20 protein-coding genes are annotated in these 20104 nt (G+C 36.7%); 18 read left to right on the top strand and 2 right to left on the bottom strand.

Annotated elements, in window-relative coordinates; translation table 11 throughout:
- Positions 1 to 5 precede the first annotated feature (5 nt).
- The 18 genes from AABJ51_RS03250 (at position 6) to radA (ending at position 18563) form a co-directional block, all read left to right on the top strand.
- Positions 6 to 1181 carry a cytidylyltransferase domain-containing protein gene (locus AABJ51_RS03250; RefSeq protein WP_338374381.1) on the top strand — a complete coding sequence of 392 codons (1176 nt, stop codon included), beginning with the start codon at positions 6 to 8 and terminating at the stop codon, positions 1179 to 1181.
- A gap of 8 nt (positions 1182 to 1189) precedes the next feature.
- Positions 1190 to 2065: a 6-hydroxymethylpterin diphosphokinase MptE-like protein gene (locus AABJ51_RS03255; RefSeq protein WP_338374382.1), complete on the top strand. Its 876-nt coding sequence runs from the start codon at positions 1190 to 1192 to the stop codon at positions 2063 to 2065.
- Between the two features lie 7 nt (positions 2066 to 2072).
- Entirely contained in the window at positions 2073 to 2765 is a 693-nt protein-coding gene (locus tag AABJ51_RS03260) for a CatB-related O-acetyltransferase (RefSeq protein ID WP_338374383.1), read from the top strand.
- Positions 2766 to 2871: 106 nt separating this feature from the next.
- Positions 2872 to 4437, top strand: a complete 1566-nt coding sequence (locus AABJ51_RS03265; protein WP_338374384.1) for a glycosyltransferase — start codon at positions 2872 to 2874, stop codon at positions 4435 to 4437.
- A gap of 8 nt (positions 4438 to 4445) precedes the next feature.
- Positions 4446 to 5354: a glycosyltransferase family 2 protein gene (locus AABJ51_RS03270; RefSeq protein WP_338374385.1), complete on the top strand. Its 909-nt coding sequence runs from the start codon at positions 4446 to 4448 to the stop codon at positions 5352 to 5354.
- A complete protein-coding gene (locus tag AABJ51_RS03275; RefSeq protein ID WP_338374386.1) occupies positions 5354 to 6334 on the top strand; it encodes a glycosyltransferase family 2 protein in 981 nt (326 codons plus the stop codon). Before AABJ51_RS03270 ends, AABJ51_RS03275 begins: the two co-directional genes overlap by 1 nt.
- Before the next feature lie 5 nt (positions 6335 to 6339).
- Positions 6340 to 7170: a glycosyltransferase family 2 protein gene (locus AABJ51_RS03280; RefSeq protein ID WP_338374387.1), complete on the top strand. Its 831-nt coding sequence runs from the start codon at positions 6340 to 6342 to the stop codon at positions 7168 to 7170.
- 2 nt (positions 7171 to 7172) lie between these two features.
- Positions 7173 to 8084, top strand: a complete 912-nt coding sequence (locus tag AABJ51_RS03285) for an alpha-1,2-fucosyltransferase (protein ID WP_338374388.1) — start codon at positions 7173 to 7175, stop codon at positions 8082 to 8084.
- Positions 8085 to 8108: 24 nt separating this feature from the next.
- Entirely contained in the window at positions 8109 to 9380 is a 1272-nt protein-coding gene (locus tag AABJ51_RS03290) for a glycosyltransferase family 4 protein (RefSeq protein ID WP_338374389.1), read from the top strand.
- 17 nt (positions 9381 to 9397) lie between these two features.
- Complete coding sequence (locus tag AABJ51_RS03295) at positions 9398 to 10243, top strand: class I SAM-dependent methyltransferase (protein WP_321577241.1); 846 nt, start codon at positions 9398 to 9400, stop codon at positions 10241 to 10243.
- An 11-nt stretch (positions 10244 to 10254) separates the two neighbouring features.
- Positions 10255 to 11418: a glycosyltransferase family 4 protein gene (locus AABJ51_RS03300; protein ID WP_338374390.1), complete on the top strand. Its 1164-nt coding sequence runs from the start codon at positions 10255 to 10257 to the stop codon at positions 11416 to 11418.
- Positions 11415 to 12224 (top strand): glycosyltransferase family 2 protein, encoded by an 810-nt coding sequence (locus AABJ51_RS03305; RefSeq protein WP_338374392.1) that lies wholly within the window; start codon positions 11415 to 11417, stop codon positions 12222 to 12224. The genes AABJ51_RS03300 and AABJ51_RS03305 overlap by 4 nt, the downstream gene beginning before the upstream one ends.
- Positions 12224 to 13129, top strand: a complete 906-nt coding sequence (locus tag AABJ51_RS03310; RefSeq protein WP_338374393.1) for a hypothetical protein — start codon at positions 12224 to 12226, stop codon at positions 13127 to 13129. The genes AABJ51_RS03305 and AABJ51_RS03310 overlap by 1 nt, the downstream gene beginning before the upstream one ends.
- Positions 13126 to 14007: a glycosyltransferase family 2 protein gene (locus tag AABJ51_RS03315; protein ID WP_338374395.1), complete on the top strand. Its 882-nt coding sequence runs from the start codon at positions 13126 to 13128 to the stop codon at positions 14005 to 14007. Before AABJ51_RS03310 ends, AABJ51_RS03315 begins: the two co-directional genes overlap by 4 nt.
- An 11-nt stretch (positions 14008 to 14018) precedes the next feature.
- Positions 14019 to 14837, top strand: coding sequence for a glycosyltransferase family 2 protein (locus tag AABJ51_RS03320; protein ID WP_338374396.1), 819 nt, complete (start codon positions 14019 to 14021; stop codon positions 14835 to 14837).
- A 75-nt stretch (positions 14838 to 14912) separates the two neighbouring features.
- The gene (locus AABJ51_RS03325; protein WP_338374397.1) at positions 14913 to 15440 is read left to right on the top strand and encodes a shikimate kinase; all 528 of its coding nucleotides are present in this window, start codon (positions 14913 to 14915) and stop codon (positions 15438 to 15440) included.
- 19 nt (positions 15441 to 15459) lie between these two features.
- Entirely contained in the window at positions 15460 to 17196 is a 1737-nt protein-coding gene (locus AABJ51_RS03330; protein WP_338374398.1) for a T9SS type A sorting domain-containing protein, read from the top strand.
- A gap of 2 nt (positions 17197 to 17198) precedes the next feature.
- Complete coding sequence (gene radA, locus AABJ51_RS03335; RefSeq protein ID WP_026625059.1) at positions 17199 to 18563, top strand: DNA repair protein RadA; 1365 nt, start codon at positions 17199 to 17201, stop codon at positions 18561 to 18563.
- Here the strand turns inward: radA and AABJ51_RS03340 are convergent.
- The gene (locus AABJ51_RS03340) at positions 18552 to 19232 is read right to left on the bottom strand and encodes an RluA family pseudouridine synthase (protein WP_338374399.1); all 681 of its coding nucleotides are present in this window, start codon (positions 19230 to 19232) and stop codon (positions 18552 to 18554) included. The genes radA and AABJ51_RS03340 overlap by 12 nt on opposite strands.
- An 89-nt stretch (positions 19233 to 19321) precedes the next feature.
- Positions 19322 to 20068, bottom strand: coding sequence for a 3-oxoacyl-[acyl-carrier-protein] reductase (gene fabG, locus AABJ51_RS03345; RefSeq protein ID WP_026625061.1), 747 nt, complete (start codon positions 20066 to 20068; stop codon positions 19322 to 19324).
- Positions 20069 to 20104 lie beyond the last annotated feature (36 nt).

The raw sequence follows: 20104 nt of genomic DNA on the forward strand, positions 1-20104 counted from the left end.
AGAATATGTCAGTCATAGCTTTTATACCGGTTAGAGGAGGTAGTAAATCCATACCCTTAAAAAACATCAAATCGTTTTGTGGTAAACCTTTAGTGTATTGGAATCTGGAAGCCTTACAGTCTGTTGATGTGGTAACTAAGATAATCTTAGCTACAGATTCTCAACAAATAGAGGACTGCGTTTCAGATTTTGGTTTTAGTAAAGTCGAAATATATCGTCGTTCCGCGTCTAATGCACAGGATCAATCAAGTACAGAAGATGTTATGTTGGAATATCTATCTGTTGCAGATTTATCATCCGACACCACCTTTATGCTTGTACAAGCTACATCTCCGTTAACTCAGACAAATGATTTTATCGGAGGACTGGAATTATTTAATAAAAAAGAGATCGATTCGGTGTTGAGCGCAGTACCTTTTAAGCGTTTTATCTGGAATGTAAAAGGGCATCCTCTCAACTATGATTATAAACATAGACCCAGAAGGCAGGATTTTAATGACAGTTTTCTCGAAAACGGAGCATTTTATATCAATACTGTGGGGAATATATTAGAATCTAAGAACCGGTTATCAGGAAATATCGGAGTATACGGGATGCCCGAATATACTTCCGTAGAGATTGATGAGCCGGAAGATTGGGTTGTGGCTGAAAGTATAATGAAAGAGCATATCCTTTCAAAGATGATAGATTACAAATCTTCTGTAAAACTTTTTCTGTCAGATGTTGATGGTGTGTTGACCGATGCCGGTATGTATTATTCGGAAAAAGGCGATGAACTGAAGAAATTTAATACCAGAGACGGTCTTGCTTTCAGATTATTGAAAGAACGTGGTATCAAAACTGGTATCATAACATCCGAAGATACTCAAATAGTAAAACGCAGAGCTGAAAAGCTTAAGTTAGATTATTTATATCAAGGACACATCGCAGGAGGTAAATTGCAAGCGGCTTTGGATATCTGTAAACAAGAAAATATTTCGATAGAAGAGGTTGCCTATATAGGGGATGATGTAAATTGTCTAGATTTATTGAGTAATGTTGGCTTTGCTGCCTGTCCCAGAGATGCAGTATCGGAGATAAAGGGTATAAAAGGAATAAATCTACTTGACTCTAAAGGAGGAGAAGGTGCCGTGCGTGAATTTGTAGAATATCTGATAAAAAATCATCTGCTGGCTATATAAATTATAAGATGAAAGAAAAATTTAAATATTGGCTGATTCCTCCCGGTTGGATTAATCTGAAAAACAGACTGGTAAAACGTAATGTTCCCGTTGAAGAAAGATACTTGCCGGAGAGTGTGTTTGATAGATTGAAAGAAGTAAGAGATATTCATAAAGGAGAGAGGTGTTTTATTTTAGCTTCGGGTCCTTCTATCAATAAGCATGATCTTTCAGTTCTTCAAGGCGAAACATGTATTGCCGTCAGCCAGTTCTTTCTACATCCGCAAATCGAATCGATCAGGCCGAAATATCATTGTTTTGCTCCTCAGCATGAGCCGTTTGACGATACTACTAATCGGATTATATTCGATAATTATAGAAAGTTTTACTCGTTTCCGATCAAATGCTTTATAGGAACAACACCGTTTACTTATTCCTATTATAATTTCTTAGCCAAGAATCCGGAATATAATGTTGATTCATATTTTATCGATTATAGCAGAGCTGTTGATTTAAACGAACATAATTTCAGATCAAATGAAGTCTGGGATATAACAGAGCGTCCTTTCCTGATAAGAACTGTTATTTATGAGGCTATTCAACTAGCTTACTATATGGGGTTCAAAGAGATTTATTTACTCGGAGTCGATCATGATTATTTGAAAGACGTAGGACGTGTGACAAATCACCATTTTTACGATGATGGAAAGAGTTTCAGTGATGAAAAACATTTAGCTCAGATAACTAAAGAAGACTGGTTTTATATCTACCATTTGAGATGGAAACAATATCGGCTGATGTATACTTATCTAGACGAACAGGGTGTATCTATCAAAAATTTAACACCTGATAGTATGTTAGATGTATTTCCTTTTTCTACATTGGAAGAAGTTTTGAAAGGATAAATAGTTTATGCTGAAATTTTTTCGTAAAATAATACAAAAACTGGTATATAAGATATATGGGCAGGATTCAACAATTGCTTATCTATTGAATAGTACTGATGCTGATAATCTGTTTTATAACAAGAATATCTGTGCAAATTCGGAAATAGATAAAGATTCGAGAATATATCCCAGATACACAATATTAAATTCTTACATAGATAAATATACTTACATAGCTCAGAACGCAACCATAAGAGAGGCTAAAATAGGTAAATTTTGTTCTATTGGAGCTAACTTCATTTGTGGTTGGGGGATTCATCCGACAAATGGAGTGTCTACTTCGCCGATGTTTTATTCTACACAAAAACAAAATGGTGCAAGCTTCAGTGAAGCTGATAAAATTAAAGAAACTTTGCCAATTAATATTGGAAACGATGTTTTTATCGGAATGAATGTAACTATATTGGATGGAGTGACAATTGGGCATGGAGCTGTTATAGGTGCAGGAAGTGTTGTATCGAAAGATATTCCCCCTTATGCTATTGCCTTCGGTAATCCTATTAAAATACATAAATACAGATTTGAAGACCATATTATAAAAGATTTACTCCAAATAAAATGGTGGGATTGGGATACAGATAAATTGAAGGATGTGGAAGAATCATTCTTTGATATTGAATCTTTTATTGATAAAGCAAAGAAAGACTTTACAAGCTAACTTTTAAGGTCTCAGACCTATTTATTGTTTTGGTAGGTAAAATAATCAAAGTTTGTTATAAACTAAAAGCATATCATTAAATATTAGCTGTTACTTATTATTCAAAATGAAACTATCTATAATAACCATAAATTACAATAATTCTGAAGGTTTGGAGAGGACTATTAATAGTATTATTAATCAGTCTTTTTCCGATTTTGAATATCTTGTAATAGACGGAGGTTCGACAGATGGAAGTGTGGATGTAATAAGCAAGTATTCAGAGAATATCGATTATTGGATCAGTGAATCCGATTCGGGTGTATATAATGCCATGAATAAGGGCATTAAGCGAGCCACGGGAGAGTATGTCCTTTTTATAAACAGTGGCGATCTGCTTTATAATAATGATGTGTTGACGGAAGTCTTTAAGCATAATATCGATAATGATTTGATATATGGAGACCTTTGTCGGACTTTCCCCGATGGGCATTCCGACTTTGTTCAAATGCCTGATTTTGTAGGATGTGACCAACTGATGGAAGCGACCTTAACACATCCCACAACTTTTATTCGTCGAAGTTTATTCGAAAAATACGGGTTGTACAGAGAGGATTTGAAAATAGTTTCTGATTGGGCTTTTTTTCTGAAAATAATTGTTTTTTCGAATGTTTCACGAACCCATCTTCCTATCGTTATAGCTATTTTTGATATGGGAGGAATGAGTAGTTCGCAAGCTAATCTGGTACAGGCTGAACGGCAAAAAGTGATATCCGAATCTTTCTCTTATGAGTTGTATAATATTTACTATACTCATGGAGCTTACCGCGATTTTTATAATCATAAGTTGTTTAGAGGAATAAGATCTGTAAAACATTGGGTCAAGAATATAATATCAAAAGACTATTGGTCTGATTATATACACCGAACCCGTAAACATTCTCTTATTAAGATATTCAATAAGAAGGTAAAAGGACAGAAGCGAAATCCTTTGTCCGTACCTATTATAATAATTAATTACAATAGGTTGAAGGATTTGAAAGAACTTGTGTCGTTTCTATTAGAGCGTAAACATGAGAATATTATCATCGTAGATAATAAATCTTCTTATCCGCCATTATTGGAATATTATGAACAAATAAAAGATCGGGTTAAGATCGAAAAAATGGATCAGAATTATGGCCATTTAGTATTTTGGAAAAATAAAGAATTGTATAATAAATATGCTTCAGGATATTATATAATTACAGATTCGGATATTCTTCCGAATAAGAATCTCCCTGATAATTATGTAAGTTATCTGATAAAAACCTTAGATGCTCATAAGGATGTGACAAAAGTAGGTTTTGCGTTGAAAATAGATGACATCCCTGATTCCTATGAACTCAAAGATAAAGTAATACATTGGGAGCAACCTCATTGGCAAGGAAAGATAGGCGAGAATTTATATAAGAATGAGTTGGATACGACTTTTGCAATTTATCCTCCTTATTTTAATTATTCGACATTAAAAGAGTTTTATCCCGGCATAAGGATTGCTGGTAATTTTGAAGCTAAGCATATGGGATGGTATATTGACAATAATAATCTGACGGATGAGGATAGATATTATTATCAGAGTGCAAACAGTTCGAGTTCATGGAAATTTGACGAGCAAGGCAAATTTACAGGCGATTCGATATATACAAAATAATATAGGTTATGGTATCCGTTATTATCCCCAATTATAATCATGCCCCATATCTGAAGCAGAGGATAGATTCGGTTTTGAATCAGACTTATACGGATATGGAAGTAATTATATTGGATGATAAATCGACAGATAACAGCATCGAAATTATAGAACAATACCGGAGTCATCCTAAAGTAGTACAAATAGAACTAAATAAACAAAACAGCGGAACTACTTTCAAGCAATGGCAAAAAGGTATAAGCCTTGCAAAAGGAGAATATATCTGGATTGCTGAAAGTGATGATTATGCCGATGAAATATTTTTGGAGAAAGTTGTCGGTTCTATCAATAAATATCACTCCGTATTGGGATGTGCCTTGTCTCATGTGGTGAACGAAAATGGGCATATCAAACGACCTCGTGCTGAGATTATTGAAGGCGAATATTGTGATAAAGATACATTAATAAAGAAACACCTGCTTCTTGGAAACGTAATTTACAATGCAAGTACGGTTGTATTTCGTAAAGATGCCATAGATCCGTCTATTTGGCAAGAGGTTACAAAGTTGAAGTATTGTGGTGATTGGCTTTTCTGGGCTACACTGATAATGAATCAGAATCAGGGAGTTTCGGAAGTAAAAGAATATCTGAATTATTTCAGAACTCATAGTGCCAATGTTTCAAACAGATCAGAGCAAAACGGATTAACATTCCTCGAAGGTTTTCCTATATCGAAGATGATTGCCCGAAAAGAGCATATACCTTGCGATAAGGCTTTCAGACAGAAGTGGTTCTTCGAATGGCAGCATTACAGAACCTTTTATGGTTTTACAAAAAAGACAAGTTTTAAAATATTGATGATGTTTGCTCGAAAAGAGCCTATTCTTGTCTTTTATGAATTTAGACGTATTATTCTAAGATTTTTTGGAAAAAGCTAATGACAGACAAACAATATCCATATCTCGTATCGGTATTGATGCCAGCATATAACGCTTCCTTGTATATCAGGGAGGCGATTGACAGCATTTTATCCCAGACTTTTTCCGATTTTGAATTTCTTATTATAGATGATGGGTCTACTGACAATACAATAGATATTGTCAAGAAATATACTGATACTCGTATCAAACTGATTCAAAATGAACAGAACAGAGGATTGGTATATACCTTAAATAAAGGATTGGATATAGCTCAAGGTAAATACATTGCCCGCATGGATGCTGATGATATTTGTACTTCGCATCGATTGGAGAAGCAAGTTGCGTATATGGAACGCCACTCCGGTGTCACTGCATTGAGCTGTGCATTTCGGTTTATGAACACACCTCACGAAATACATTTCCCGACGGATAGTGAGCGTATTTATATAAAGCTGTTGGATAATACCGCTTTACTGCATCCGGGAGCAGTACTGAGATCGGAAGTTTTAAGGCAAGAAAATATTCGCTATAATGCTGATTATAAACATGCAGAAGATTATCATTTGTGGGTTCAGTTTGCCGAAAAGGGACTGGAACTTGGGAATCTGGATGATGTATTAGTTGAGTACCGTCAGCACGAAGGGCAGGTCAGCACAACCAAACAGGCAGAACAAGATCAGATAAAAGACAAGATTAAATTGGAGTTTTTGTCTTATTTCTTTAAATATTTTTTTTCGGAACAGGAGTTACAGTTGGTAAATAAAGTGGATGATACTTCTTTTACTGAAAAAGTGATTCTGATTAATTCATTGAATAAGGTAAACCGAAAACAAAAATTTTTCAATCCTACTTTATTCGAACATTATTTAAAGCAATTATTATATAAAAATAGAAAATCAGCCAAGAATACAGGTCTTAAAGATTTTTTGAAAATGTTCAGAAAGAATGTTAGCTTTACATTTATAATAACCGCTTTAAAAATAAAGATAAAAGAGTAATACTCATGGGGAATACTTTGATATCTATAATTATACCTTGTTACAATCAAGCTCAGTATTTGCCGGAAACTTTGCAATCGGTTATTGAGCAGGTGTACCCCAATTGGGAGTGTCTGATTGTAAACGATGGTTCACCGGATAATACAGAAGAAATAGCATTGGATTGGTGTAAGAAAGATACAAGATTCCGATATTTGTCAAAGCCAAATGGAGGTCTTTCCCATACCCGTAACTTTGGAATAAAGCATTCATCAGGTAAATATATACAGGTATTGGACTCGGATGATAAGGTTTCGAAAGACTACTCAAAAGAGGCAATAGAAGTATTGGAGCAAAATCCGGATGTTAAATTGGTGAGTTGTCAAGTAATGCTTTTCGGTGATGATAGCGGTGTTTGTGAAATGCTGCCCTATACTTACGAGAACCTTCTTTTTAAGCGAAATTGCTTTTATCATTCATGTATCTATAGACGATCAGATTATGATAAAACGATAGGCTATAACACTAACATGAAAAAAGGCTGGGAGGATTATGATTTCTGGATAAGTCTTCTCGACAAGAACGATAAAGTAATAACCTTGAATAAGGTACACTTTTATTATAGAACAAAAGCAGTTTCGATGCGGACTCTTATATCTCTAGAAGATGAAGCGCAGCTTCGTATACAGATATTCAAAAATCATATAGACAAATATTTAGCGGAAATAAATCCGATAGAACAATATAAGGAATTACAGAAATTCAAGCTGATTGAGAACTCAACCCAGTATAGGCTGGGTGGTTATATATTAGCTCCTTTCAGATTAGTAAGTAACTTATTCCGAAAAAAGAAATAAAGATGATCTATATCGAATTAAATGGCAGGTTAGGCAACCATTTGTTCCAGATTGCAACCGGAGCATCTTTGGCTCGAAAATACAATGTCGGATATAAAGTCGTTTGTCATGACGGCTATAAACTGGCTCCGCCCGACAACTGCTATGTAAAGGAGTATATCGAGCAATTCCGCCCGAATATACTTCGGAATATAGATATTCAGATAGGGCGTCCGCAGACCGATTGCGATTATTATTACGATATAGAATATATATACAAAGAGATTCCCTATTCGGGGCGTGATATGCTTTTATATGGAGCATTTCAGTCCGAAAAATACTTTGATAAACCATTTGTTCGGGAATTATTTTCTATCCCCGATGACGTAAAAGAATATATTCTTGGAAAATTTGGTGATATTATCCGCCAAGGAGTAACGTCTATTAATGTACGGCGTGGCGATTATTGTCGTTTACCCCATCAGTACGCGGTTTGCGGTATGTCTTATTACAATAAAGCCATCGATTTTCTGGGGCGTGATAAAAAGTATTTGATAATCAGTGATGATATTGATTGGTGTAAACGGAATTTTAAAGGTGCTAATTTTTACTTTGTCGATGACGAAGAGCCTATTATCGATCTGTATATACAAACGCTTTGCGATAATAATATAATCAGCAACAGTACTTTCAGCTGGTGGGGAGCATGGCTCAATCCGAATAAAGATAAAGTGGTTGTATGCCCCGATCCATGGTTCGGAAAATCATACAGCAATTACAGTACACAAGACCTGATCCCGGAGGAATGGGTACAGATCGAAAACAACCTTTCGTTCGATTTAAAGTGTTTGGCTATCTATCTGAGAGGTCTAGAAAAGCTTCGGTCTTTAGTGCCTAAATCATTAAAGCAAAAATTGAAACAATTAAGAAAATAAGGTCTCAGACCTGATATAAATAATATGAAAGTCGTAACATTAAGCACAAAAGATTCATTCGGCGGAGCTGCCCGTGTTGCTTTTCGCTTACATGAGGAGATAAATAAACTGGGGATTGATAACATGCTCTTGGTAAATAACAAGAGAAGTAACAGTTCTACGGTTCGTCTAGCTTCTGATTTTCATGATCATCTGAATCGGTTCGAGCGGAAAATGATGATGCTCGGACTAAAATATAAGGAACAAAGACGCAGACGTAACTGGGCCAAATATCCTAGAATGCAAAACAAAATATTGTCAGATATTGCCCTTTCTTTATTGAAGAATGCGTTGGATAAAATTCCGTTCGACCTTATACATCTGCATTGGGTAGGGGAGAGCTATGTCGATTTTACGGAATTCGGATCAGTTAAACATCCTATAATATGGACATTACACGACTGTTTTTCGTTTACCGCTCTTTGTTCGTATTTCGAAGAATGTAATAAATATAAAACCCATTGCGGAGCATGTCCTCAATTGGGGTCGGCTAAAGAAAAGGATTTCAGCTATAAAGTCTTCGACATGAAGCGGCAAAGGTATGCCCCGCTTGACTTTGTTATAGTAACACCCAGTAGATGGTTGGCTAAGGCTGCTTCCGAAAGTGTATTGTTAAGCAAATACCCCGTCAAGGTTATTCCTAATGGATTGGATACGCAGGTTTTCAGACCGAAAGACAAAATAGAGGCAAAGAAATCATTATCTTTACAGCAGGGAAAGAAAACAATCCTGTTTGGTGGGATTTCTGCGATGGGAGATCCGCGAAAAGGAGGGCATCTGCTGAAAGAGGCTTTAAAATTATTGGCTGAAACCGAACTGAAAGACCAACTTGAATTGTTAATCTTCGGTGCAGAGCAGAAGAATGAGGATAATCTGGGCTTTCCGGCAAAGTATTTAGGGTATATTTCAGATGAAGATCAATTGTGTGAGGCTTACAGTGCAGCAGATGTGATGATTGTGCCTTCTACTTATGAGAATCTACCGAATACTATTTTAGAAAGCTTGTCATGCGGAACACCTGTTGTTGCTTTCGATATAGGAGGAAACCCCGATATGATAGATCATTCCATTAACGGATATTTGGCAGAACCGTATGATATAGCCGATTTAGCGGAAGGTGTCAGGTTTTGCCTGAACAACAATAAGGCCAATCAACTGGGGGTAAATGCTCGAAACAAAGTTCTGGAAAACTTTCGGATAGAAGATATAGCAAAGCGTTATATTGAATTATATAACGAAGTTTTAAATAAAGATTAGGGATAAGAATATACTTTATGGATGATATAAAATGTCTGATTTGTAATAATAATACAAAACCTGTTTTCACCACATGTGTATTGCATCAGTACGATGTGTCTTATCATCGTTGTACTTGTTGTGGATTTATTCAGACGGATACTCCATATTGGTTGGATGAGGCATATAGTAGTGCCATTACCTCTATGGATATAGGTCTGGTATATCGTAATCTGGTATATTCGCCACAGGTGGAGCATGTGATAAAATCGTCATTTGATTACAAGAAAAAGTTTCTCGATTATGCCGGAGGGTATGGTTTATTTGTTCGTATAATGAGAGACAAAGGTTTTGACTTTTATTGGGACGACAAATATTGTGATAATCTGTTTGCTCAGTATTTTACCTTGAAAGAATTACCAAACGGACAGAAATTTGAAGGGGTAACGGCTTTCGAGATATTCGAACATTTAGTAAATCCGCTGGAAGAGATAGAAAAACTGTTTAGTTATGCTGATTCTATCATTTTTTCAACAGAACTTATTCCTCATAAGACAATAACATCACATAACGATTGGTGGTACTTTGCACCCGAAGGCGGACAGCACATTGCATTCTATACTGAAAAAGCATTTGCCGTAATTGCCGAAAAATTCGGCTGTACATTCTATACTAATGGCAAGGATCTGCATATCCTAACAAAGAAACGATTGGCTAAGAATCCATTGGCCTTTACCAAACGTACAACTTGGGATAAGATTGTAGATCGTTTGACCGGAATTTTGCAGCGTACAAAAAATAACAAACCCGTACCCGTCTACCTTCCGAGTAAGATAGGGCAGGATGTACAGTATATAAGAAATATAGTTCATAAAGAAGATTAACCAGTTTTACGATGAAGGTATTGTACGATCATCAGATTTTTGAACATCAGCGTATTGGTGGTGTATCCCGTTATTTTGCGGAGATCATAAGGAATATGCCCGATGATATTGATGTGGAGGTATCGGTGCAATACTCGTTCAACGAATATCTCAAGGGGCTTGATATTCCTTTTACATGGAAAGATCAGCTTATATCTTATTATTCGTTTCTGCCTAATTTCAATTTTAAAGGAAAGAGACAGTTGTACGCTTATTTACAGAAAAACAATCCGGAGAAATATCCCGATTATTTCAAGGTTAATAAGCAAAAATCAATAGATAGCATCCAAAAAGGAGACTATGATATATTTCATCCCACTTTTTTCGAAGATTACTATTTAGATTATCTCGAAGGTAAGCCTTATGTGCTTACTGTTCATGATATGATTATCGAACTGTACCCCGAATTTATCAACAGCCCGTTATTTATCCAGCGAAAAAAGAAACTGGTGGATAACGCAGCTCATATAATAGCTGTGTCAGAGAATACAAAGCGTGATATCATTCAGGTTTTTGGAACATCCGAAGATAAAATTTCGGTAGTATATCATGCTTCGAGTTTATCAGACGAAGGAAAAATACCTTCGGGGCTGCCTTCCAAATATCTGCTATATGTTGGAGACAGGCGCTTAGGATATAAAAATTTCAACTTTTTTGTATCTTCGATAAAGCCTTTGTTATCGGAATATAACGATTTGTATATTGTTTGTACCGGAGATAAATTTACGGATGACGAGTTAATATTCTTCCGACAATTGGGGCTTGAAGACCGTATGCATATTATATTTGCCCGTGATAACGAAATGTACAGATTGTATCAGTCTGCTCAGATGTTTATTTATCCTTCTTATTATGAGGGATTCGGGATTCCTGTTTTAGAAGCTTTTCAGGCAGGTTGTCCTTTAGTATTGGCTAATGCAAGTTGCTTCCCTGAAGTGGCGCAGGATGCAGGACTGTACTTCAATCCGAAATCTCCGATAGAATTAAGAAATGCTGTTCGTGAAATTCTCGAACGTAGAGAAGTCGGAGATACCCTGATTGCAAAAGGCAGAAAAAGATTGTCTGATTTTTCGTGGCAAAAAAGTGCCAGACAGACATCCGAAATTTACCGTAAGGTTTTGAATGAAAGGTCATGACGAAAGTATCTGTAATTACAATTTCATATAATAATGCCGAAGGGTTGCGACGCACTATCGAGAGTGTTGTTGCTCAGAATTATTCCGATTATGAATATATAATTATAGACGGTGGCTCCACCGATAATAGCCGTCAGATTATAGAATCGTATGCCGGTCATATTTCTTATTGGGTGAGCGAACCGGATAAAGGAGTATATAATGCGATGAACAAAGGAATTGCTCAGGCAAAAGGCGAATACCTGCATTTCCTGAATTCGGGAGATTGTTATACTTCGGATCATGTGTTGAGCACGGTGTTTTCGAAAGAATACAATGTTCCGTTATTAAGAGGTGTTCAGATTTGTGATTACGGTGATAGAACCGAACGCTGGGAGAATCTCGGAAACAGGGATGTAACTCTTTATGATATGTTTGTGAATACCCTTTTGCATCAGGCGACCTTTATCCGGCTGGATATGTTTGATAAATATGGCAGTTATGATGAGAATCTGAAAATAGTTTCGGACTGGAAATTCTTTTTTAAAGCTATCTTATGTGGAGAGAAGACGGTTTTTCTTAATACAGATATTGTTCTCTTTGAGATGGATGGTATAAGCACTAATCGATCTTATGGAGAAAAACATCTCGAAGAGCGCAAAAAAGTAATATCCGAGCTTATGCCGCCTAATCTCTTAACGGATTATGAACGTCTGAGGGCTTTAGAGAGCGATGCTTATATAATAGATACGGTAAAACAGCACAGTTTGATGAGCTTCGTGTTCAGAGCATTAAGCAAGATGTATAAACTTCTGAAAATAAAATAATGATAAATAGCGAAATAAAGGTTGGTTATTTGATTTCATACGATTATGATTATATCAAAAACTCTCTGCCTCTGGTTTACGACGAGGTAGACTATATTGCTATCGCTGTAGATATAAACCGCAAAACGTGGGTCGGAAAGTCTTTTGAGATTCCCGATACGTTTTTTCAGTGGTTGAAAGATTTTGATAAGGACAACAAAATACATTTATATGAAGATGATTTCTGCGATTTGAATTTGACCCCCATGCAATGCGAGACCCGCGAACGCAATATGCTCAGTCTGTTTATGGGAGAAGGCGGATGGCATGTCCAGATTGATACGGATGAATATTTTATCGATTTCAAGGGATTCAAAAACTATGTATCCCGGTATATGGACTATGATACTGAGCAGGTTTTATTAGTTCCTTTCTACACTATATTCAAAGAGGATAATACGGGCTTTTTTGTGGTGAAAGATGCCGAAGAGTATGTTCCGGTAGCATTTAATAATCCGAAGTTTATCAGAGCCAGATATACCGAATGTAAAAGAACGCATGTTGTGCCAAGTCCTATATTGCATCAGAGTTGGGCGAAAGATGAAGTTCAGATTCGTAAAAAAATAGAAAATTGGGGGCATAAAAATGACTTCGATACCGAAAAGTATTTCCAACTTTGGAAGTTTGTGGATTCATATACTTATAAACGGTTGAAGAATCTGCATCCGTTAGCCGAAAATGCGTGGAAAGAATTGGAATATATTCCGACAACAAATATTGTGGAACTTATCGAAATACTGAAAAAGCAAGATCTGGAAAAGAGGGCAGAAACAGCTGTCTCGCAAAAGATAAAAGGCTCCGACTTTTTCCCGCCGATCTACTATCGGATAAAACGTGTATTGAAGCGAAAGTTAAATAGAAGATGACAGATTATCCTAAAATATCTATTATTACACCTAATTATAATCAGGCGAAGTATCTCGAAGAAACAATTCTTTCAGTTTTGAATCAAGGGTATCCCAATCTTGAATATATTATTATTGATGGAGGAAGTACTGATAATTCGGTCGAAATAATAAAGAAATACTCTGATCAGTTGGCTTATTGGGAAAGTGTTCCCGATAAAGGAATGTATGACGCTATACAAAAAGGATTTGCCAGATCTACAGGTGAGATTATGGCATGGATCAATTCGGATGACATGTATCAGTCGAAATCATTTTTTACAGTATCTGAAATATTTCGTAATTTTACTCAAGTCAATTGGCTACTAGGTTTTCCGTCTGTTTATGATGCTCAAAGCCGTATTGTTGAATGTCCTCATACTTTAAGACAATGGTCTAAATACGATATTTATATAGGACAATACCGCTGGATACAACAAGAATCTGTATTCTGGAGGCGCTCGTTGTGGAATGCCGCTGGTTCGAAAATAGATGCGTCGTTGAAGTATGCCGGAGATTTTGAACTTTGGAATCGGTTTTTCAGGATCGACCGTTTGTATGTAACCACAGCCATATTGAGTGGTTTCAGAATGAGGGACGATATGCAACTGTCTATGTATCAGAAAAATGCTTACGATAGAGAGATACAGTCTGTATTATCTGATAATATTTTGTCAGAAGAGGAATTATCCATTCTGAGAAAGTACAATAAACGCAGATCTTTATCATCGCTTCTTGCTCGCTTCAAAATATTCAACAGTAAGTTATTGTTAGATAAATTTAAGTTGGAAAATTTCGATTATCCTCCTGTTATCTATTTTGATCGGAAGATACAGGGATTTACAATTAATGCTAAATAAGTAAGTCTGATATGAAGCTCTCGATAATTACAATAAACAGAAATGATGCAGTTGGATTGGATAAAACAATTCGAAGTGTAGTTTCTCAGTCTTTCAATGATTACGAGTATATTGTAATTGATGGGGCATCGACTGATTCCAGTTTAGATATTATAAAGAAATACGAAGATCAGATTTACTATTGGGTGAGTGAATCCGATTCGGGTATTTACAATGCCATGAATAAAGGAATTCGTAAAGCAACGGGTGATTATCTTTATTTTCTCAATTCGGGAGACACATTGGTTGCTGAGGATGTTTTATCTAAAGTTTTTGAAAACGAATTGACCGAAAACTTTGTTTGTGGTAATATAATCTGGGATAAACGTGGCGATTTAATTGAAGATAAATGCTACAAAAACAGAGACTGGACTTTCTCACTTTATGATTTGTATGCCGGTTTTTTATCTCATCAGGCTTTTTTTATTCATAAAAATATGTTTGAAAAGTACGGATTGTACGATGAGCGTTTACGTATAATGTCCGATTGGAAACTCTTCTTTATAGCAATAGGAATTTATAGAGAAAGAGTCCAATATGTGGATGTTACCTTATCCGTCTACAATACAGATGGATTGAGCAGTACAATTGGAGGAAAAGCTATTCTCGAGGAAAAAAGGCTTGTTGCCGGAGAAGAACTTTCTCCTCAGGTTTATAAAGAAATCGACAGGCTCTACTATTTAAGCCGACATGGTTTTTGGGTCGATTTTGTTCATTCGAAAAAGTGGATTCATTTTGTGTCAAGAGCTTTTTTAAAGTTATGTACTTCTTTGCGTTTATCTAAATTGTAAAGAGACATAGATGAAATTATTATTAAATAGACTGTGTGAAGCCTATATTTTAGTTATTTTTGCAAAAAAGGCTTTATGAAACGTATTTTTCTGATAGGTTACATGGGAGTTGGCAAGACTACTGCCGGACGGGAATTGGCTAGGGTGATGAATCTTGAATTTATAGATCTTGATCACTTTATTCAAACCCGTTATAATAAAACAATTGCACAATTGTTTGAAGAGGGCGGCGAAGAAAAATTCAGAGAGATAGAGAATAAAGTCTTGAAAGAAGTCGCCGAGTTTGAAGATGTGGTAATATCGACAGGAGGGGGAGCTCCTTGTTTTTTTGATAATATAGAAGTAATGAATGCTGCAGGAACGACTGTATACCTTAAAGCAACACCCGAGTTGTTAGCTGCGCGATTAAATACATGTAAAGAAAAACGTCCTCTGATAAAGGATAAAAGCGAAGACGAATTATTGACTTTTGTGGCCGCTAATCTAGAAAAAAGGGAGCCTTTTTATGGACGGGCTAATCTTATTTTCGAAACCGAAGAATTAGTAAACCGGGAAGATGTAGGGGCGTATGTACTTAAGCTGATGACTAGGATAAACGAATAATATAACGAGGGATATTTAAATGAAACAATACTTAAAATACATATTCTTGATGGTGCTTTTTGCTCCATCGATGTTCTTAAAGGCACAAATCAGCGAGGGAGGTGTACCGCCTAGCTTTCAAGTCATGAATAAGTTAAGATCTTCTCAGATTGTCCCTATACATACAGTTCCTGTTAATATAGATGTTAAGAGATTGATATGGGAAGATAGTATTGCCGAAAGAAATCATAGTACCATACGTGTTGCAGAAGTATTCCCTGTTAATTTAAATATTGATAGTACCGGTATCTGGACATCTCTATCGGATACTCAAAAAATCTGGCAGCAAACAGTGACAGCCTCTGGAGCTGAGGGGCTAATTGTCAGTTATAAAGATTTTTATATTCCCGAAGGTGGAAGACTATTTATCTATAATGGAGATAAGTCTCAGGTGTTGGGTGCATATACACATGCAACAAATAAAGAAGGGGGTAAGTTTGCAACCGAAATTATACATGGAGATAGTTTTACTCTGGAGTATGTTACATCTGAAAAATCACAAGAGAAACCCCGCATCGAATTACTTGATGTCGGATATGTTTATGATATCAGTTCTTTGTTGAGGTCTTCTACGGATATTAATATAAATTACGGTGTTAAAAGTAATGCTTGTATTCCCAATATAAATTGTTATCCTGAGAATAATAAATGGAAAGATAATAAAAGAGGAGTTGTATTACAGCTGGTAAAAAAAGAGACGGACAGAGGACCTGCCTGGTATGCTTGTACCGGAAGTTTAGTCAATAATACAAAAGAGGCCGGTGAACCTTATATACTTACAGCTGCTCACTGTCTGATCGGCGATAGCCCATCATCTATGCAAGGCAGTTACGATGCCAGTGTATTTTATTTCAATTACGAAGAACCTAGTTGTTCAAACGGTGTGTCGCAGCCTTCGCTTTCCCAGACTATGGTGGGATCGACCATCAAAGCATTTATTCCATTAAAGGCGGGCAGTGATGCTGCATTACTTCTCCTGAATTCACGTATTCCCGATAGTTATCAGGTGTATTTTAATGGATGGGATTACCGGAATAAAGTTCCTAGTGATGGAGCGGTAATTCACCACCCCAACAGAGACGTGAAGAAAATAGCGAAATATGAGCCGGATGGAGCTAATCCAGCTGTGAATATTGCTACAATTACAGTTGAAGGTGTTACATGTGCTTCTTCAGCGCATTTTAAAGTTATTTATAATGGAGAAGGTGTTACTCAAAGCGGTTCATCGGGAGCACCCTTGTTCAATGAGGATGGCTTGATAGTCGGAACTCTTACTGCAGGGGGCAGTTCTTGTGATGAGCCTAAAAAGGCAGACTATTATGGTCGTTTTTATATGCACTGGGACAAATATCAGTCAGATGAATCAAATCCTCCGCAAACCAGAAATCTGAAAACTTATCTGGATCCGGATGGAGTAAGTTCCGGGTATCTGGGCGGATTCGATCCGAATGGAACTTCCGGTAATCATGAAATTATCAATGATCAGGTTGATTTTGTCCTTTTTCCGAATCCCGCTGATAACGAAATAAATATAAATGCAAAATCATTGATCCGCTCAATACGTATATTCGATGTTGCAGGCAGGCTGTTATATTCACAAATGAATTACAATGCGTCTACTATAGCCGTAAATGTAAATGGATGGAGCAAGGGTGTATATAATGTTGTAGTACAAACATCCGAAGGTAAGATATCAGATAAATTTATAAAAAGATAAAAATGGCAAAGACTAAGTCTGTATATGTATGTAGTAATTGTGGTAATGATTCTCCTAAATGGCTGGGTAAATGCCCTATTTGCGGCGAATGGAATACATATGTAGAGGAAGTTATTGCAAAAGATACGGACAAAAAGAGACCCGGAGTTTTTCTTGATACACCAAAGGCTAGACCTATGCTGCTGAAGGATGTAGAAACAGGAGAAGATCCCCGGCTCGATCTTCAGGATGATGAGCTGAACCGTGTATTGGGCGGCGGGCTTGTACCCGGATCTCTTATTCTTTTGGGTGGTGAGCCCGGTATCGGAAAATCTACACTGATTCTCCAGACTGTACTGTCGTTGTCATCATTAAAAACCTTATATATATCAGGGGAAGAAAGTGCCCGTCAGTTAAAATTAAGAGCTGACAGGATAAATCCGTCTTCACAGAACTGTTATATTGTTTGTGAAACTAACCTCGAACAGATATTTGTTCATATACAAAATACTAAACCCGATTTTGTCGTGATAGACTCTATTCAGACGGTATTTACTGATGTTGTGGAATCTTCTCCCGGAAGTGTTTCTCAGGTAAGGGAGTGTTCTGCGGCTATATTAAAATTTGCAAAGGAAACCGGTACTCCGGTTATTCTGATAGGGCATATCAATAAAGAGGGTAGTATTGCGGGTCCTAAAGTATTGGAGCACATCGTAGATACTGTTTTACAGTTCGAAGGAGATCAGCATTATATGTACAGGATACTCCGAAGTATTAAAAATCGTTTTGGAAGTACTGCCGAATTAGGTATTTATGAAATGCGCCAGAACGGATTACGTGAGGTAAGCAATCCATCGGAATTGTTGTTGACTCAGAATCACGAAGGGTTAAGCGGTGTTTCTATTGCTGCTGCTATAGAAGGGGTGCGTCCGTTTTTGATTGAGACACAGGCTTTGGTCAGTACCGCTGCATACGGAACACCTCAAAGATCGGCTACTGGCTTTGATATTCGCCGGATGAATATGTTATTGGCTGTATTGGAGAAACGTGCAGGCTTTAAGTTGGTACAGAAAGATGTATTCCTTAATATTGCCGGAGGTCTGAAAGTGAATGATCCGGCTATAGATATGGCTGTTATTAGTGCTGTGTTGTCTTCGAGTCTTGATATATCAATAGAACGGAATGTCTGTATGGCAGGTGAAGTCGGATTATCGGGCGAAATTCGTCCTGTAAACAGAATTGAGCAGCGTATTCTTGAAGCCGAAAAATTAGGATTTACTAAAATACTTATACCTCATAATAACCTTAAAGGTTTTACGACTAAGGTAAATATCGAGATTATATCGGTTCGTAAAGTCGAAGAGGCTTTCCGTCAATTATTTGGATAACTGTTTCTCAAAAGCTTTCCATAGATTATCTTCCGGAACAGGAGCTGTGACTTCTATCAGTTTTTCCGACACGGGATGCATAAAGCTGATACTTCTGGCGTGCAGGCTGATTCCTCCATCAGGATTCGAACGGTCTGCCCCGTATTTTAGATCTCCTTTTATAACACATCCTATTTTTGCAAGCTGACATCTTATCTGATGATGACGACCTGTTTCTAAATCTACTTCCAGAAGATTGTATTTGTCGGATTTAGCAATCAGTTTGTAATGTAGAATTGCTTTCTTGGAGTTTGGTTTTTCTGTATCGTAAGCGTATGATTTGTTTTGCTTTTCATTTCTTACTAGATAATCCGTTAGAGTACCTATAGGTTCTTTCGGTGCATTTTTAGAAATAGCCCAATAAGTCTTTTTTATATCCTTTTCCTGAAACATTTTGTTTAAACGGGGAAGAGCTTTACTTGTTTTGGCAAATACAACAATACCACTCACCGGTCTGTCAAGACGATGAGTTACACCACAAAATACGTTTCCCGGTTTATTGTACTTTTCTTTTAACCATTCTTTGACTGTTTCAGATAAAGGTTTGTCTCCGGTTTTATCTCCTTGTACGATTTCGGATGTTGTCTTATTAACTATGATGATATGATTGTCTTCGTATAATACTGTCATTGCCTAAACTATAAATAAAAAATAAAGACACAAAGATAAACTTTATGCCTTTATTTATTTGTATTTTATATAATAAATAGGTTTCCCTTTTACATATTCATTCCACCGCAAACAGGAATAGCTTGTCCGCTAACATATGAAGATAGGTCTGAACCTAAGAATACTGCTACATTTGCAACATCTTCGGGTGTACCTCCTCGACGAAGAGGTATTTGTTCTGCCCATTTTGCCTTTACTTCGTCAGAAAGCGCACCAGTCATTTCAGTGATGATAAATCCCGGGCAGATAGCATTTGCACGGATACCACGAGATCCTAATTCTTTAGCGATTGATTTAGCAAGACCAATCATACCTGCTTTAGATGCCGAGTAATTTGTTTGTCCTGCATTACCAGAAAGTCCAACAACAGAACTCATGTTGATGATGCTTCCTGATTTTTGTTTCATCATAACAGGAGTCAAGGCATGGATAAAGTTAAACGCTGATTTCAGGTTCACATTGATAACCATGTCCCATTGTTGTTCGCTCATACGCATCATAAGACCATCACGGGTAATACCTGCATTATTTACAAGAATATCCACACGTCCGAAGTCTTTTACAATTTCGTCAACGACTTTGTGTGTATCCTCAAAATTAGCGGCATTGGATGCATACGCTTTCGCTTTAACTCCTAAAGCTTCAATTTCTTTTTCTGTTTGTTTTGCGTTGTCATCCACAGCTAGGTCCGTGAATGCGATATTTGCTCCTTCCTGAGCATATTTTAATGCGATAGCTTTTCCGATACCTCTTGCAGCACCTGTTATAATGGCTGTCTTACCTTCTAATAATTTCATAATAGGTTATTAAATTAATTATTAATTACTTTATTG

Origin of the sequence: Indolivaga capnocytophagoides (assembly GCF_036511535.1) — a bacterium.
Lineage (GTDB): Bacteria > Bacteroidota > Bacteroidia > Bacteroidales > Dysgonomonadaceae > Dysgonomonas_A > Dysgonomonas_A capnocytophagoides.

What these genes read in the sequence shown, in the direction of transcription:
- AABJ51_RS03250 (WP_338374381.1), top strand. Translation starts at nt 6, where the DNA reads ATGTCAGTCATAGCTTTTATACCGGTTAGAGGAGGTAGTAAATCCATA.
- AABJ51_RS03255 (WP_338374382.1), top strand. Translation starts at nt 1,190, where the DNA reads ATGAAAGAAAAATTTAAATATTGGCTGATTCCTCCCGGTTGGATTAAT.
- AABJ51_RS03260 (WP_338374383.1), top strand. Translation starts at nt 2,073, where the DNA reads ATGCTGAAATTTTTTCGTAAAATAATACAAAAACTGGTATATAAGATA.
- AABJ51_RS03265 (WP_338374384.1), top strand. Translation starts at nt 2,872, where the DNA reads ATGAAACTATCTATAATAACCATAAATTACAATAATTCTGAAGGTTTG.
- AABJ51_RS03270 (WP_338374385.1), top strand. Translation starts at nt 4,446, where the DNA reads ATGGTATCCGTTATTATCCCCAATTATAATCATGCCCCATATCTGAAG.
- AABJ51_RS03275 (WP_338374386.1), top strand. Translation starts at nt 5,354, where the DNA reads ATGACAGACAAACAATATCCATATCTCGTATCGGTATTGATGCCAGCA.
- AABJ51_RS03280 (WP_338374387.1), top strand. Translation starts at nt 6,340, where the DNA reads ATGGGGAATACTTTGATATCTATAATTATACCTTGTTACAATCAAGCT.
- AABJ51_RS03285 (WP_338374388.1), top strand. Translation starts at nt 7,173, where the DNA reads ATGATCTATATCGAATTAAATGGCAGGTTAGGCAACCATTTGTTCCAG.
- AABJ51_RS03290 (WP_338374389.1), top strand. Translation starts at nt 8,109, where the DNA reads ATGAAAGTCGTAACATTAAGCACAAAAGATTCATTCGGCGGAGCTGCC.
- AABJ51_RS03295 (WP_321577241.1), top strand. Translation starts at nt 9,398, where the DNA reads ATGGATGATATAAAATGTCTGATTTGTAATAATAATACAAAACCTGTT.
- AABJ51_RS03300 (WP_338374390.1), top strand. Translation starts at nt 10,255, where the DNA reads ATGAAGGTATTGTACGATCATCAGATTTTTGAACATCAGCGTATTGGT.
- AABJ51_RS03305 (WP_338374392.1), top strand. Translation starts at nt 11,415, where the DNA reads ATGACGAAAGTATCTGTAATTACAATTTCATATAATAATGCCGAAGGG.
- AABJ51_RS03310 (WP_338374393.1), top strand. Translation starts at nt 12,224, where the DNA reads ATGATAAATAGCGAAATAAAGGTTGGTTATTTGATTTCATACGATTAT.
- AABJ51_RS03315 (WP_338374395.1), top strand. Translation starts at nt 13,126, where the DNA reads ATGACAGATTATCCTAAAATATCTATTATTACACCTAATTATAATCAG.
- AABJ51_RS03320 (WP_338374396.1), top strand. Translation starts at nt 14,019, where the DNA reads ATGAAGCTCTCGATAATTACAATAAACAGAAATGATGCAGTTGGATTG.
- AABJ51_RS03325 (WP_338374397.1), top strand. Translation starts at nt 14,913, where the DNA reads ATGAAACGTATTTTTCTGATAGGTTACATGGGAGTTGGCAAGACTACT.
- AABJ51_RS03330 (WP_338374398.1), top strand. Translation starts at nt 15,460, where the DNA reads ATGAAACAATACTTAAAATACATATTCTTGATGGTGCTTTTTGCTCCA.
- radA (WP_026625059.1), top strand. Translation starts at nt 17,199, where the DNA reads ATGGCAAAGACTAAGTCTGTATATGTATGTAGTAATTGTGGTAATGAT.
- AABJ51_RS03340 (WP_338374399.1), bottom strand. Translation starts at nt 19,232, where the DNA reads ATGACAGTATTATACGAAGACAATCATATCATCATAGTTAATAAGACA.
- fabG (WP_026625061.1), bottom strand. Translation starts at nt 20,068, where the DNA reads ATGAAATTATTAGAAGGTAAGACAGCCATTATAACAGGTGCTGCAAGA.